Origin of the sequence: Alcaligenes sp. DN25, from assembly GCF_023674485.1 — a bacterium.
GTDB lineage: Bacteria > Pseudomonadota > Gammaproteobacteria > Burkholderiales > Burkholderiaceae_B > Alcaligenes > Alcaligenes phenolicus.
In genome coordinates, this window is the sequence record NZ_CP098408.1 from 3,248,079 (window position 1) to 3,263,357 (window position 15,279).

General features: G+C 55.9%; 10 protein-coding genes. 4 read left to right on the forward strand and 6 right to left on the reverse strand.

The window, feature by feature from the left end; all coding sequences use genetic code 11:
- The first annotated feature begins 45 nt into the window (after positions 1-45).
- A complete protein-coding gene (locus NBV64_RS15110; protein ID WP_250756054.1) occupies positions 46-2,478 on the forward strand; it encodes a penicillin acylase family protein in 2,433 nt (810 codons plus the stop codon).
- Positions 2,479-2,551: 73 nt separating this feature from the next.
- Here NBV64_RS15110 and NBV64_RS15115 read toward each other — a convergent pair whose 3' ends face one another.
- Both NBV64_RS15115 and NBV64_RS15120 read right to left on the reverse strand, forming a co-directional pair.
- Positions 2,552-3,664: a GGDEF domain-containing protein gene (locus NBV64_RS15115; protein WP_009464009.1), complete on the reverse strand. Its 1,113-nt coding sequence runs from the start codon at positions 3,662-3,664 to the stop codon at positions 2,552-2,554.
- Positions 3,665-3,779: 115 nt separating this feature from the next.
- Positions 3,780-4,694: a LysR family transcriptional regulator gene (locus tag NBV64_RS15120; protein ID WP_009464011.1), complete on the reverse strand. Its 915-nt coding sequence runs from the start codon at positions 4,692-4,694 to the stop codon at positions 3,780-3,782.
- A 106-nt stretch (positions 4,695-4,800) separates the two neighbouring features.
- Here NBV64_RS15120 and NBV64_RS15125 point away from each other — a divergent pair, with 106 nt between their 5' ends.
- Together NBV64_RS15125 and NBV64_RS15130 are read left to right on the forward strand one after the other, a co-directional pair.
- Positions 4,801-6,390 carry a sulfatase family protein gene (locus tag NBV64_RS15125; RefSeq protein WP_031232491.1) on the forward strand — a complete coding sequence of 530 codons (1,590 nt, stop codon included), beginning with the start codon at positions 4,801-4,803 and terminating at the stop codon, positions 6,388-6,390.
- 37 nt (positions 6,391-6,427) lie between these two features.
- Positions 6,428-7,399, forward strand: a complete 972-nt coding sequence (locus tag NBV64_RS15130; RefSeq protein WP_009464013.1) for a Bug family tripartite tricarboxylate transporter substrate binding protein — start codon at positions 6,428-6,430, stop codon at positions 7,397-7,399.
- Positions 7,400-7,869: 470 nt separating this feature from the next.
- On the opposite strand, the gene NBV64_RS15135 is transcribed toward NBV64_RS15130, so the two are convergent.
- The 4 genes from NBV64_RS15135 to NBV64_RS15150 all read right to left on the reverse strand — a co-directional run bounded on the left by NBV64_RS15135 (position 7,870) and on the right by NBV64_RS15150 (position 11,467).
- The gene (locus NBV64_RS15135) at positions 7,870-8,208 is read right to left on the reverse strand and encodes a hypothetical protein (RefSeq protein ID WP_250756055.1); all 339 of its coding nucleotides are present in this window, start codon (positions 8,206-8,208) and stop codon (positions 7,870-7,872) included.
- Positions 8,209-8,652: 444 nt separating this feature from the next.
- Positions 8,653-9,627 (reverse strand): Bug family tripartite tricarboxylate transporter substrate binding protein, encoded by a 975-nt coding sequence (locus tag NBV64_RS15140; protein ID WP_250756056.1) that lies wholly within the window; start codon positions 9,625-9,627, stop codon positions 8,653-8,655.
- A gap of 21 nt (positions 9,628-9,648) precedes the next feature.
- The gene (locus NBV64_RS15145) at positions 9,649-10,542 is read right to left on the reverse strand and encodes an MBL fold metallo-hydrolase (RefSeq protein ID WP_250756057.1); all 894 of its coding nucleotides are present in this window, start codon (positions 10,540-10,542) and stop codon (positions 9,649-9,651) included.
- A 178-nt stretch (positions 10,543-10,720) separates the two neighbouring features.
- Positions 10,721-11,467, reverse strand: a complete 747-nt coding sequence (locus NBV64_RS15150) for a GntR family transcriptional regulator (protein ID WP_250756058.1) — start codon at positions 11,465-11,467, stop codon at positions 10,721-10,723.
- 195 nt (positions 11,468-11,662) lie between these two features.
- On the opposite strand from NBV64_RS15150, the gene NBV64_RS15155 reads away from it, so the two are divergent.
- Entirely contained in the window at positions 11,663-15,271 is a 3,609-nt protein-coding gene (locus NBV64_RS15155; protein ID WP_250756059.1) for an ATP-binding protein, read from the forward strand.
- The last annotated feature ends 8 nt before the right edge of the window (positions 15,272-15,279 follow it).

The window sequence follows — 15,279 nt, forward strand, 5'->3', positions numbered from 1 at the left end:
ATAAAAAAACGTAGCCTTCCAGGCTATTCTTTTGGAGACAAGATTTTGACTTTTCCCCGTCGCTTTCCATCCCGACTGACTCTTGGCGTGTTGACCACCAGCGTCTTGCTGGCCGCCTGTGCCAGCGCCCCCTTAAGTGAGCGCAGCGTCACCATCAAGCGCGACAGCTACGGCACTCCTCATATCTATGCCGACAGCACTTATGGCCTGTTCTATGGCTATGCCTATGCCGTGGCTACAGACCGTCTATACCAGATGGAAATTGCCAAGCGCTCTGGCTGGGGAACCGTGGCAGAAGTTCTGGGACCGGACTTCCTGGAGCTGGATAAAGTCACTCACAACAATATCGATCCGGACTCTATCCGCAAGCAATTGGCCGCTCTGTCCCAAGAGGACCGCGCCATGTTCGAGGGCTATGCCGCTGGTTTCACCCAACGCGTTCGCGAGGTGAAAGCCCAGCGCGACACCTTGATGCCCAAGGAGTTTCTGGACAAAGGGTTTGAGCCTTCTGAGTGGCAGCCTGAAGACATTGCCATGGTCTGGGTGGGCCTGATTCTGAACCGCTTCTTTGCTGGCACGGCCGAAGTGGCCAACCTGAGTCTGCTGGAAACCCTGAAAGCAGACCAGGGCGCGGAACGTGGCGAACAGCTTTACAAACAACTACGCTGGCTGAACGACCCGACTGCCCCCACCATTATTCCGCAGCCTGACACCAAGGCAGCGCTGGCCGATTTGCCTACGCATTTGCAGGCTCTGTCCGCACAAGCGGCGCAGGACTACCTGCACAAGCAAGCCGTGGCCTTGGGCCCCACCGTGGCCGCAGGCACACCTACTGCCAGCAATGCCTGGTTGCTGGGCCCCGAAAAGACAAGCCACGGTCATGCCGTGCTGTACAACGGCCCGCAACAAGGCTGGTACACGCCGTCCATTACCTATAGCGTCGGCCTGCACGGTGCGGGCTACGACCTGACCGGCAGCACGGCCGTTGCTCTGCCCGCTATTTTGTTCGGCACCAATGGCCAGATTGCCTGGGGCTCCACCGTGGGTTCACTGGACACCAATGACGTCTACCAATTGCGCTTGAAAGACGGTGACCCGCATAGTTACTGGTACAACAATGCCTGGCACCCCATGGAGCACAAGCAGGTACGCATCAAGGTGCGTGGTCAGGACGATGTGACGCTGGACGTTTACCGCGCAGCTCAAGGTTATGTCAGCAGTTGGGACAAAAAGAACAACACCGCCTACGCCAACCGTCGCACCTGGGAAGGCCGGGAAATTGAAACCTTGCTGGGTTGGGCCCATGCGGCCAAGGCCAAGAACTGGGATCAATTCATGGCTCAGGCCTCGCGCGTCAGCGCTTCCATTACCTGGTTCTATGCCGACACCCAGAACAATATCGGTGCGGCAGCCCTGGGCCTCTTGCCCAAGCGCCCAGCCAATCAGGCGATCCAGTTCCCTGCAGCGGGCGACGGCAGTATGGAATGGCAAGGCTTCCTGAGCTTTGATCACAACCCCAAAGTGCTGAACCCGCAGCAAGGCTATATCGCCAGCTGGAACAACAAGGCCTACGGTGCCTTGCTGGCAGACAACTCCAACTTCTCCTATGTGGACCGTGTGCAGGAACTGCTGGCACCGCTACAGGCCAAGCAGCGCCTGAGTGACGAAGAAATCTGGGGCATTGACTCACTGGGTGCCCGCTCTGATCTGAATGCGCGCTACTTCGCCCCCATCATCCAGGAAGCTGCCAAGCTGCCACGTGCCAGTGCACTGGCACGTCAGGCTGCCGAACAACTGAAAGGCTGGGACTACAAGCTGCACGTGGCCAGCAATGGCAAACAGTACGAAGGCAGCGCCCCAGCCGTGATGCAGGCCTGGATGCAAGCCGCAGTGCCCGTATTCCTGAAAGGTCGTTTGCCTGACAGCGTCTACAACACCTACACACAAAGCCTGTACCCGGCCATGGATGATCCGCGCAGTGCCCAGCCCGCTGCGGCCGCCAAGCTGATCTGGAATGCCATTCAGGGCCCGGCTGCTGGTGTGCCACAAACAATTGATTTCCTGCAAGGTCGCCCGGCCCAGGAACTGGTGCTGGACGCACTGGAGCAAGCTGCTGCCTCGCTACAGAAATCACAGGGTGCACAAGCCCAGCAATGGCGTGCTCCTGCCGTATCCATGCTGTTCGCCGCACGCAATGCGATTGGGGTGCCTTGGTCTGACCCTGCACACGAGCGCCGCATCATGCCTTATCTGAACACCGGCAGCGCCCGATTCCAGTATGTGCTGGACCCCACCGGCGTGCGCATGTGCTCGGTTATGGCTCCCGGTCAAAGCGGTTTCATCAATCCTGAAGGCGAAGCCAGCGCCCATCACTCGGATCAGTTGGAGATGTTTGCTGCCTTCAAGTGCAAGAGCGATGCCATCAGCGCTCAGGACATCGACAAGGCCAGCCAGGATAGCCAAACCCTGCGCTACTAAGCCGTCAATAGAAAACGGGGCCTGGAGCGGTACACGCTCCAGGCCCCGTTTCCTTGTGCTTCACCCGGCAGGCTTAATCCCTCGCTACCACCTGGTTACGACCAGCGCGCTTGGCTTGATACAAGCGCTGGTCAGCCTGCATCAGGACATCCTCAATCACCTGACCGGGCTGGCATACCGCCAAACCCATACTGGCCGTAATCTGAAAAGCCTCGCGGTCGTGGTTATAAAAGGTTTGTGCCTGTACCTGGCTCAAAAGCAGATCGGCAAAACTCAAGGCCTGCGCATCACTACGTCCGGCCAGTATCAGCACAAACTCCTCGCCACCATAACGGGCCGCCAGATCATCCGGCCCCAGCTGCGCCTTGAATAAAGAGGCAGTACGCGTCAGCACGTCATCCCCTACCGAGTGACCGTGGGTATCGTTGATCTGCTTGAAATGATCCAGATCCACCATCAGCACATGCAGCCTTTCATGCACTGGTCCCTGTCCCAGCTGACGGCTAATCGCGCCCCGGTTCAACAAGCCGGTCAAGGTATCGTGTGTGGCTTGCCGATATAAACGCAGCAAAAGCCCCAGGTGAAAATAATTGGCTGTTAAAGCGACGACCAGCAAGGCTGTCAAAAGCCAAAGATCCTGTAAACCTTTCATGCTTAGCCAGGTTCCCGAACTGACACTGGCCAAAACCTGCAAAGCAATTAACGCGCCCCCCACCAAGGCTGATTCCAGCAAAGTGAAAGGAAAAATGCTTAAGGTGGCCACCAACAGAAAAGGAATAAAGCCATACCCCAGTACAACGTACTGGCCGGCCCCGGACAGGGTCAGCAGCATATAGGCGTAAAAAGAGGCCGGCAAAATAAAGACCAGGCCGCTTAAAACATAAATGCGGGTAATGCGCTGGTGGCCATTAAAAGCCAGCCATACACACAAGATCAGTCCCCCCAGGCTTAAAACCCGTATCGCCATCAAATGCGCGGGCCAGCTGGGCAAGACCAGCCAGTCCATCAAAGTCCAAAGGGGGGTCAGCAAAGCAAATAACAAGCCGACCAGAATGACACGGCTGCGCAAATACTCCATTCGGGCATGAATGAAGTCACGAGAATGATATTTCCCGCTCAGTGTGTCGCGCACCGAGCTAATACTGATCGCTTGCAAGTTTTTCCAGCCTTCCAGAATTGTTCCCATCAATCAATTCGCTAAGAAGAAACAAAGTAACATAACGGCAATTTTTAGTTACATGAGTTTGAAAAACAAGCTGTCAGTTCTTTCAGGGTCCGCCCGCGCTGACCCCGACTTACAATCACACCACTTGAGGTTGCTTACTCATCCAGCTAATTACCTCTTCCAACATCGGTTCGCCCGAATCCTGCGGGCGCCACAACAGACCCAACTGACCATGCAAGCGCGGGTCGCTCCAGTCCAGGTTCAAGATACACAGCTCCGGGTAGACCGGCACCATGCTGCGTGTCATGGGCACTAAAAAGTCGCTATTGACTGCCACACGGGCATTGGTGTGTGCGTAGGCGGACTCAATGGCGCAGGTGGGATACGGCAAGCCCTTGGCATCCAGGCCCAGTTCAAAACTGCGCCGCATCGGGCTGTTTCGTGGTGGCAATATCCAGGGATACTCCAACGTCTGCTCCCAGGTCACTTCATCTTGCTGTGCCAAAGGATGCTTGCGGCAAGCCGCTACCCCCAAAGGCACCATACCCAAAGGCAAATACGCCATCGCCGGGTTACGGCCTGCTTCATCTACACGGCCAATGACCAGATCCAGTTCGCCCTGTTCCAGATTACGGCTCAAAATATCCAGCGTGCCTTCCTGAATACGGATATGGCATTGTGGATCGCGCTCGTGCAAATACACCAGCAACTGCGGCAAATAAACCGCAGCCACCATAGGCGAAATACCCAAAGTAAATTGCTGGCGAAAACCCTGCCTGTATTGCTCCAGAGTTGCATTCATGCGGTCAAGGCGATTCAACACCCCCTGGGCCTGGGAAACCAGCGCCAGGGCGGCTGGCAAAGGCTCAATGCCGCGAGCATGACGCTCGAACAAGGGCATGCCTATATTGTCTTCAAAATCCTTGAGCCATTTTGACAAGGCAGGCTGAGTCATATTGGACTGCCGGGCCACATCGCTCATGCTTTTTTCTTCGCACAAACGAATTAAAACCTGCAGATGCTTCAAGCGAATGCGTTCACTCCAGCTCATGACTTACCTATATGAAAGAGGTATATATACCTGCAAGTTATTCAATTTAACATTATGGCTACTGCTTCCATAATGGGGATACCCAAAGCTACAAAATAGGCACTTCATGTCTCAGTCAGTACCCAATTTTTTATTGATCATTGCGGATCAACTCCGCGCAGACCATTTGGCTTGTTACGGCAATAAAGAAGTTAAAACGCCTAATCTAGATGCGTTAGCCGCTCGTGGTTGGAGTGCTGACCGATTTTACGTCGCCACCCCCATCTGTATGCCCAACCGTGCGTCCCTGATGACAGGTCGCATGCCCTCGGTGCACGGCGCCCGTCACAATGGTGTGCCCCTGCCACTGGATTCCAGCACCTTTGTCGATGTACTGCGCCAGGCAGGCTGGAGCACAGCCTTGGTCGGCAAGGCGCACCTGCAAAATATAACGGATACGCCCCCGCTCTACCCACGGCCGGATGATCCTCCGACCAAGGGAGAAGCTCGCCCTCCTCTGCCTACCAACGATTACGGCCAGGAATGTGGCCAATGGTGGCGCGATCGCGCCGATCACGGTGTTCAGCTACCTTTTTACGGCTACGAGCACGTGGACCTGGCCATTGATCACGGCGATCAGGTCTGGGGCGACTATGGCCGCTGGCTGCAGGATGAACATCCTGAAATCGCCGCCCTGTCCGGCCCTGAAAACGCCATCCCGACTCCGGACTACGAGTTAAGCCGCATTGGCCAGGCCTGGCGTACCCGTGTGCCAGAAGAGTACAGCACCACGGCCTGGATTGGTGAACGGACCCGCGCTGTGCTGGACAAATATGCCCAGGAACAACAGCCCTTCTTTATTCAGTGCTCCTTCCCGGACCCGCATCATCCCTTCACTCCGCACGGTCAGTACTGGGATATGTACAAGCCTGAAGAGGTCAGCCTGCCCGACTCCTTCCACCTGGGTCCGCATCCCCTGCCTGCCCATCTGCAATTGCTGCATCAGCTGCGCGATGAAGGCAAAGCCATCAAGCACACTCCTACGCTGTTTGCCTGTTCCGAGCGCGAGGCCCGCGAGGCGATTGCGCTGAACTACGGTTCCATCACGCATATTGATGCCGAGATCGGGCGCATTCTGGACCATCTGGAGCGCACTGGTCAGGCAGAAAACACCATCGTCATTTTCATGAGTGATCATGGCGACTTCATGGGCGACCATCAATTAATGCTGAAGGGCCCTGTGCATTATCAAAGCATTATTCGCAGCCCCTTTATCTGGTTTGACCCCAAGGATGCGAAAACTCAAGGCACAAGTGAGGCGGTCTGCTCTACCATTGACGTCGCGCCTACGGTGCTGGAACGTGCCGGCCAGCTGCCCTACAACGGCATCCAGGGTCGCTCCTTGCTGAAAGTGATGCACAAGGAGCCTGTGGAATGGCGCAAAGGCGTACTGATCGAAGAAGAAAACCAGCGCAAGCTGTTCAATACGCCCATTCGCACCAAGCTGCGTTCGCTGGTCACGCAGCAGCACCGTCTGAGCCTGTATGAAGGCGGTCAAATTGGCGAGCTGTACGATCTGCAAGCCGATCCGCTGGAACAACATAATTTGTGGAATGAACCTGACGCGCAAGCGTTAAAAACAACGCTTTTGTGCCAATTGATCGATACCATGATGGCTCACAGCGAAACCAGTCCCTTGCCTTTGGCGATAGCGTGAGCTGAACACTGTTAATTACCTCTATCTGGAGACATCTATGCCCACCCTTTCCTTGCTGCGCAAAGTAAGCATTTGTGCGCTGATCTTACCTTTGGCTACGCCAGTCCAGAGTGCCGAGGTGGCCACCATTGTGGTCAGCTCCGTGGCAGGAGGCCCGCTAGATGTCCTGGGTCGCATGTTGGCCCGCGAAGCCACTGAAACCACCGGCCAGACGATTGTGGTGGAGAACCGGGCGGGTGCAGCCGGTACGATTGCTGCAGAGGCGGTGGGCCGGGCCAAGCCGGATGGCAATACCTTGCTGCTGACACTGGATACGGTTGCTACAGCCAATCCGCATATTTACGTCAACAGCAAGTTCAAGATCGGGGAGTCCCTGGACCTGGTGTCTTTGCTGGGTACTTTTGACCAGGTTCTGGTGGTTCCCAGCAAGACCGGCATCACAACGCCTGCCGAGTTTCTGGAGCGTGCCCGCGCCAAGCCCATGAATTACGGCTCGGCCGGTATGGGTTCGCCTGGGCATTTGATGATGTCGGCCTTGACGCAGGATAGCGGTATCAAGCTGGATCACATTCCGTATCGCAGCAATAGCGCTGTGGTCAATGATATGTATGGCGAGCGTCTGGACAGCGGCTTTCTGACGATTGCCGGTGTCTTGGGTCCGATCAAGGAAGGTTTGCTGACTCCCTTGGCGACTTCTGGCGGCAAGCGCAATCCTTTACTGCCTGAGGTTCCTACTTTGGCCGAAGCAAAGCTGCCTGGATTGGAAAACTTTAACGAGAGCTTCTCGTATCTGGTTTTCACCACCAAGGGTTCGCCTCCAGAGAAGATCAAGGCATGGAACGATTTACTCAGCGATATCGTGAAGCGTCCGTCCACCGCCGAGACTTTGCGGATGCTGGATATTCAAGCCTACGACTCGTCCAAGGTTTCTCCAGCCCAATGGGTGCAGCAGCGTAACGCTCGCTGGGAGCAGATTGTGCGGGATAACAATATTCGTTCTGATCAGTAATTGTTGGAATTACAGCCCCTGGTTTCAGGGGCTGTTTTTTTTGAGGCTGTATAGGTTCGAGGGGATTACTGAGAGCAGGCTTTCTTCGTGAGTTGCTTTGGGGTAAGGACTCAACGGTTGGTGAGAAGGCTGCTCGTACAAAGAAGGGAGCAGGAGCAGGGAGCCGGTTAGTGCAGGTGTAGTGGTGTTCGGGCTGAGCACTTGCCGGTGCTACGCACCGGTGCCCTTGTCAGTTTGGGAATCCGGGCGCCCTGTGAACTCGCGGGGTACTTGGTCCCCCGGACCAAGTACAAACGCCCCGCTCAAACAGCACAGGGCTTGCATCCCGAATTCCCAAACTGACCGCGGCAAGTACTCTGAATCGCCCGAACACCACTACACCTGCACCAACCAGCAGACTCACATTGCTCTGCTCCCTTCTTTTCAAGAGCCCAACTGAATGGCTCAATGCGATATGAGGTTTGCTGCTTTTACGCCCTGTTTAAGGAGTGAAAGCTATGGCGCCAGAAGTGGCCAACAACAACAACAACAACAACAACAACAACAACAACAACAACAACAACAACAACAACAACAACAACAACAACAACCAAAGCCAAAGCCAAAGCCAAAGCCAAAGCCAAAGCCAAAGCCAAAAGAGTAGCGCCCCAAAACCTTAAAGCCTCCTCCAGCATCGTAAAAAAGCTACTTAATCCCCCCCCTTTTTCCTCAACTCCAGTCACCTCGCCTATGACCCACGTACTCAAACCAAGCTCAAAACCTGTCTGAAGCGTCCCAAGAAAAACGAAACCACCGTTCAACAAGTCCAAACCATTTCTACTCTCCAGTGCTGTTTGGGCTATGTACACGATGTTGCTTGTTTTCTTGTGGGGCCCGGGTACGGCTTGGCGGGCGAGTCAGGGCTCTTGCCGCAGGCAGAGTGCTGGGGCGGGATGCAAGGGTCGTGCTGTTTGAGGAGCACGCTTGCGGTTTGTCCGGGGGACAAACCGCGCTCCGAGTTCACGACCCGCCCGCCCCAGCACTCTGACAAGGGTACCCACGCGCAGCGTGGGCAAGAGACCCGCCAAGACAAGCCGTACCCGGGCCCCACAAGAAAACTATCCACCGGCCTCACGCAAAGCCCAAACAGCACGTCCAGAAGAAAGCCTCCTCCTGTCAAAACCAGCGCCCTCCCACTTCAAACAAGCCCTCGCATACAAGGCTCGACAAAACACTCAATCCCAATCAAGCCAACCCTGTACCCAAGCGACATATCAATCCAAACTAATCCCAGCCTTAGTCACGATATCGTGCCAATAATCCGCCTCCGCAGGCAGTCCCTTCCGAAACTCCTCAGCAGAAACCTTGGACAGCAAATACCCTTGATCCAGCAACTTGCTGCGAATAGCCGGATCAGCCAGAACCTTCTCCAAAGCCCCTTCAATCCTGCTCACGATCTCCGTCTCCGTCCCGGCAGGAACAGCCAACGCCCACCAGTTGCTGATCACCACGTCCTTGTAGCCCAGCTCCTCCATCGTGGGGACATCAGGCAAAGCCGGGAAGCGCTCTGGCAAGGCCACTGCCAAGGCCTTCAAACGACCTTCAGGCAAAAAAGCCGCCCCCAAACCATAGCTGCTGACAAACATCTGCACTTCATTGCTCAACAAAGCCTGAATCCCCGGCGCCGAGCCTCGGTAATGAATACCCAGCATGTCGCCCTCCAGAGCCTCGGACAGCTTCCAGGCCGACAGCTCCGGCGTTGTGCCTGCTCCTGGCGTCCCGTAATTCACCTGCCCTTTGCGCTGCTGAACATAATCCCGGAATTCAGCCATATTCTTGACCGGCAAATCTCCATTCACATAAACAAAAGCCGCCGCATCCGCCACCTTGTTGATCACATACAAATCCTTGAACGGGTCATAACCCATGTTCTTGTACAAGAACTGATTGATCACAAAATTATTGGTGGCTGAAAACAGCAAGGTGTAGCCGTCCGGCTTGGAGCGCGCCACCATCTGCGTGCCAATATTGCCGCCCGCGCCGGTCTTGTAATCCGTAATTACCGTCTGCCCCAGCTCCATCGACAGTTCGGGCTGCAAGATACGGAAAATAATGTCACCCGCCGCTCCTGGAGGGTAAGGAATCACCACTCGCACAGGGTGATCGGGATAATCCGCCCAGACCGGACCTGCCGCAGCCAGACCAAGCGCAGCCACCAAGCCCACCACCGTCTTTTTAATTGCTTGCATCTTGTCTCCCCCGCGCGCCTTTTACAGGTCTATGCGCATCAAATCCGTTGCCAAACGCAAATCGCCTTTGTAGCTTTTGCGAATATCCCGAGCCACTTCATCCAGACGCTCCGGCCCCATCAAATCAACCGGCAAATGATTGCCCGCCGCACGTTTAATCACCGGACTGGTGGAGTCGTAATGTCCAAAATGCGTGGCCACTAAACTCTTCACATTGGCTTTACGAGCGATCTCGCCCAACTGCAAAGGACTGGTATGGGCAAACGTGCCTACCCCTGACTGCGCGCGATGCTTCAGGAAAGACTCCGGAAAAGTGCACTCATGTATCAGCAGATCCGCATCCTGCGCCAGGCGAATCATGGACTCACACGGAGCCGTGTCGCCACTGAACGCCACAACCTTGCCTTCAGCCTCCATACGCATACCAAAGCAGTCCGTAATTTCGCTAGGAATGTGGTCCACCACATCAATGTAGATTTTGACGTCCTCGTCCTCGTACATCAGACCTGGCTCCACCTCGAAGACCTCGGGGCGTACCGCTTCAATATTTTTCTGACGAGCCGGATAAGCCGCACGAGCCTGAATATCCACACGAAACGCGCCATTCTCGAAGGAATGATCCACAAAATCCTGCGTGCCTTTGGGGCCAAAAACCTTCAGCTTGCCTTCACGGTTAAAAACCCAGCTGGACAGTACAAAAAAAGGCAGACCGCAAACGTGGTCATAGTGCAGATGGCTTAAAAACACCCAAGGCACATCGGCTGGATTGATATTGGCCTTCACCATCTGACGCGTGGACCCTTCGCCGCAATCAAACAGATAATTCTTGCCATTCTCCAGCGTCACCAAAATGGACGACTGAGCACGATCGGGATCTGGCAACGCAGCGCCGGTGCCAAGCATGGTTATCTTCACGTAAAACTCCTCCAAACAATAAAAACATCCAGCACCAGAACAGTGCCTTCCCTATAAAGTCATAAAGTTCTATTTTTAGGACTTTATGGAAAAAGTGTACACCTCGCTATCGAGCGGCATAACTTGGTGTTTTTACCTAGGAGTGTCGTAAAGGCGCAGCGCGCCTGGGATGGCAGTCTTAAAGGCCAGGTGTCAGCTCGGTCTGAATGCTGAGATATTTAGCGGGATAAAAGACCTGTGCCGCATAAACCAGTTGATTTGCACGGTTCACAATCAGGCGAATTACCCGCACCACCGGCATGCCTATATCCATATTCAAATGGCGTGCTAAATCCGCATCGGCAACCCGCACGGTCAGTGTCTGACGAATAGTATGGATCTGCTCGCGAGCCAGACGATTCAGCACCAGCAGCACTGGTTCCTGACTTAATACCGGTTGCAAGGTCTGGGCCAGTGTATTCAACACGTAGACCGTATTCAGGCTGTAAGCCACGCCATCAGCGTAATTCACACGGCTGGTCCACCAATATTCATCGGGCAAGGACTGCCCGGTAATTTCAATGGGCAAGGCTCCCAGACCATTGCCCAGCTCCACCATGACCGAATCCAGACGCGTCAGATGTTCAATCAAGGCATCCCAATTGGTGGGCAACATCAGCCAATGGTCTTGCGCGACGTCGCCAATAACAAACGTGCCCTTGCCGCGTGTGCGCTCGATCAGGCCTTCGTGTTCCAGCTCATCCAGTGCCGCCCGCACGGTAGCGCGCGAGACGCCATACTCCTGCATCAACTCCTCTAACGTGGGAATACGCGTTCCCACCGGCCATTCGCCACGCTCCAGGCGCGCTCGCAAGGTATATTTCACCTTGAGCGACAGAGGCAATTTGGACTGTTTGCGCAGCGATGAACGTGTGGGATCGACCATACCAAGAGGCAAGCAAGCACAGGAAAGTGACAAGTCCACATCATAGCCTGCGATGAGTTAAGCCGGAGATGTCCCAAAAAGGTTTAATCTTGAACAAGCAAAGCGTTTATTTTTGCAAAAGTTGGTAAACGAAAATTAAACGTATCGGATACATTATCCCAATCATTGCTTAACTCTTGATACGAGCCCGAGCCCATGGATGTTTTGCCTTCCTCCGCCTCGCACTTGGCCCAAATTTACCTGCTCGGTACCTACCGACTCCTGGTGAAAGGACAATGCCGCGCACAAATCATTAACTACGATAAAGCGCGTATTTTATTGTCCATGTTGGCCTTGGCCCAGGGCAAACCGATTAGTCGCAGCCGTTTGGCTGAAACGATCTGGCATGAAGACCCCATCAGTGTGGGCCGCGCTCGTTTACGCCACGCGCTGCACGCCTTGCGCCGCGCTTTTGAAGGTTGTGATCAGGTCCTGCACATTACCAATGACACCCTGGCCCTGGACCCCAGCCACACCCAGGTGGATGTGCTCAGCCTGTTGCAACACCCCAGTCAGCCATCGCTTAACGATCTGGAGCGCCTGAACCTGTATCAGGGCCCCTTGCTGGGGCAGGTAAAACTGCACCATGGCGAGCAGTTACAGGACTGGTTGCAGGATACACAGCAAAACATTCGTCAAACTCTGTCGCAATGCCGTGACCGTTACATACAGTCTGGCCTGAGCACGCTGCCTGCACCGCAAGCAGTCAGTTACCTTAAACGCTGGCTCCTGATCTGGCCTGAAGAAGAAAAACTGCATCAAGAGCTGATTCGGCTGCTGAAACAGGAAGGCCAGCATGAAGCCGCCCTGCACGCCTACGAGCAATGCTCGGTCTTGCTGGCCGACCGCCTGGGCTGCGAACCCAGTGCCCAGACACGCAGTCTGGTGGATTTGCCGGCACGCTCGATCAGCCCTGCCAAATCCTTACCCACGACGGTCTCTCTGCGCCTGCGCCCCTTGGCCGCGGTCGGCTTTTGCCTGCGCTTTGAGCCCGGTCACCGGCATGCTCGTGAGCGCGGCGGCCATCTGCTGGGACAATGTCGCCAGACCTTGCAAACCTTGATTGAACAGCATGGCGGCTGGCCCTGTGAGGCTGGCCCCAATCAGTTGATTGCCTACTTTGGTTATCCCGAGTTGCTGGAGTCGCCCGTCGCGCAAGCAGCCGCATTGGCACGGGTTGCGGCAACCTTGCGCATGGATGAACACGTCAAGCTGAGCATCGCCCTGCACGCCGATCTGGCCATGGACGATCAAAGCGCTTACCCCGATCCCTGGGGCCAACTTGCACAAGTGGTGCTGCCCTTGAGCTGGGAAGCCAGCCCCGGCACGCCACGTATCAGCGTGCAGGCCGCTCTGCGTCTGGACACCAAGGATGTGCAAGGCCCGCTGGGCCGCCAGAGCGAAGCGCTGTGGCTGAATCTGAGCCCTTCCGACGCAGACCCTACGCGTTTAACCAGCCGCGTCTATGGCCGCTCGCAAGAGTTCGACCATCTGGTGCAAGCCTGGGCGCATATCGGTCCCAACCGTGCCTTGCATCACATTGCCATTCACGGTCGCGCTCATATCGGCAAGAGTCTGCTGGTGCAGTCTCTGGCGGACTATGTGCAGAAAACCGCCCACCACTGCATTGTGCTCAATTGTCGTGAAGACAAGCGTCGTGTGGCCTGGCATCCGATTCGCCTCTGGCTGCACGAGCAGATTGCCGACTACCTCACCTCGCAAAACGGCAAGCAGCGCGATCCCTTCTCCGTGCAAACCTTGCAAGAGGCACTGGAAATCAGCCCCAAACAGGCCCAGTCCCTGCATCAATGGCTAAATAGCGGCCCGGACGAGCAAGACCTGAACGAGCCTTCCACGGCTCATATGGATTTATTGTTCAATTTGCTCAGCGGCCCGGGCAATTCGCCACGCCGTCGCTTGCTGATTATTGAAAACGTGCAATGGGCCGACCCGCCTTCCCAGCGCCTGATCCGCTTGCTGGCGCACACGGCCCCGCGTCACCCGACCTTGCTGCTGACAACCAGCCGCAAACCCGGTCATGGACTGGAACGTGCCGAGCACCTGAGCCTGCGTACACTGGATCGCTCCAGCATCAACAGCCTGTTAAGCGGCCAACGGGGACAAAGGCTGGCGCGCGATAAACGCAGCCGCCTGGTCCGCTTAAGCGCAGGCAATCCAGGCCATGCCAACGAGCTGCTGCGCTGCCATGAGCTCAATAGTGAATGCAGTGATGCCTTGTGCCTGACTGACCTGGTCTGCACCCAGTACCACAGCCTCCTGCCCGCAACACGCCACATCCTGACCAGCATCGCCTTGCAGGCACAGCCTATTTCCATCGACGAGCTGGCTCTGATGCTGCGCCTGGAAAACACCGCCTTGAGCAGTGGACTGGACACGCTGGCGACGCTGGATCTGATCGATGTGCATGACAAGCATGTCTCCTGTCTGCCGCTGGTCTCCCAGGCACTGGAACGTGTGGCGATGCAGGAAGAACTGCGTCAGGCCCACTACGCCATCGCCCAGCACGGCATACGCCGCCGTCACGCGCCCGAGTACATTGCCCTGCATCTGTGCGAAGCGGAAAGTCCGGAAGCCGCCTTCTGGTGGCAGCGTGCAGCCCGCGAAGCGCTGGCACAGGACGACCTGCGCCAGGCCAGCCAATACCTGCAGCGCTCCTTGAACCGCAGCGAATTGATTGAAGACTTGCAGGTTCGCCAAACCCTGCAATTTGAATGTCGCATGTTGCAAGGCGCGATTGAGTCCTCGTTGTACGGCCCCGCCTCCGCCTCTACGGCCATGGCCTACGAGCTGGGCCATGAGCTGCATGACGAGCATGACTCGGATCAGGTCATGATCAGCTTGTGGACAGCCTGGACAGCCTTTCAAGCCCAGGGCAATTTCGAGCAAGCCCTGCAAAAAGCGCGCCAGTTACTGGCTCTGGCCAATGAAACCAGCCACGATCAGAACCGCAGCTGGGCCTTGTACGCCATTGGTCAGCACGAGCTGTGGAAAGGGAATGTCACCAATGCCATCCAGACGCTGAACCTGAGCCTGGCCGTCTTTGATGACCTGAAGGAGCAGAACGGTCGTCAGGCCATTGCCGAGCACTTTCCTCAGTCCATTACCTTTGGAACCCTGAGCGTCGCCCTGGCCTTGAAAGGCAATATGGATGCTGCTCAGCAGCATGTCCATCTGGCCTTGCAATCCTTGCGTGTGGATACCACTTTTTCACTACGCGCCATTACGCACTTGTTCGTCATGCAGGCCTACTACCTGATGGAACAGCTTGAAGACTGTCAGCAAGTGGCCGAGCTGTCCTTGCAAGAGCTGCAAAAATCGCATAACCCCGAGCCCTGGTCTGCACTTAGTCGCTCTTACCTGCACTATTGCCAAGTGATGTTGCAAGGCCGAGAAACCAGCCTGCAGTCCCTGCTCGATTGCGTACAGATCGCCCAGTACGGTCTACCCATCAGCACCGATGGCCTGATGAGCCGTATTGCTCGCGCCATGATACGTCTGGGTCGCAGCAATGAAGCCATGCCCTGGCTGGACAAGGCTGCCGCTCAAGGTCTGCGTTATGACACCAATAGTCTGGGCACCGAGCTGCACTGTGTGCGCGGAGACGCCTGGATGGCGCTGGGCGAGAACGCACAAGCCTTGCAGGAATGGAATCTGGCCGAGCAACACATGGAAAAACATGGCTTGCATCGCTACGCAGACTGGATTCAGACACGCCGACAGGCCGTGCAAAAGCTCAAGGTCTAGTCAATAAA

Coding starts and splice junctions, on each gene's coding strand:
- NBV64_RS15120 (WP_009464011.1), bottom strand. CDS start 4,694: ATGAGCTGGAGTGAACGCATTCGCTTGAAGCATCTGCAGGTTTTAATT.
- NBV64_RS15155 (WP_250756059.1), top strand. CDS start 11,663: ATGGATGTTTTGCCTTCCTCCGCCTCGCACTTGGCCCAAATTTACCTG.
- NBV64_RS15150 (WP_250756058.1), bottom strand. CDS start 11,467: ATGGTCGATCCCACACGTTCATCGCTGCGCAAACAGTCCAAATTGCCT.
- NBV64_RS15140 (WP_250756056.1), bottom strand. CDS start 9,627: ATGCAAGCAATTAAAAAGACGGTGGTGGGCTTGGTGGCTGCGCTTGGT.
- NBV64_RS15115 (WP_009464009.1), bottom strand. CDS start 3,664: ATGGGAACAATTCTGGAAGGCTGGAAAAACTTGCAAGCGATCAGTATT.
- NBV64_RS15130 (WP_009464013.1), top strand. CDS start 6,428: ATGCCCACCCTTTCCTTGCTGCGCAAAGTAAGCATTTGTGCGCTGATC.
- NBV64_RS15125 (WP_031232491.1), top strand. CDS start 4,801: ATGTCTCAGTCAGTACCCAATTTTTTATTGATCATTGCGGATCAACTC.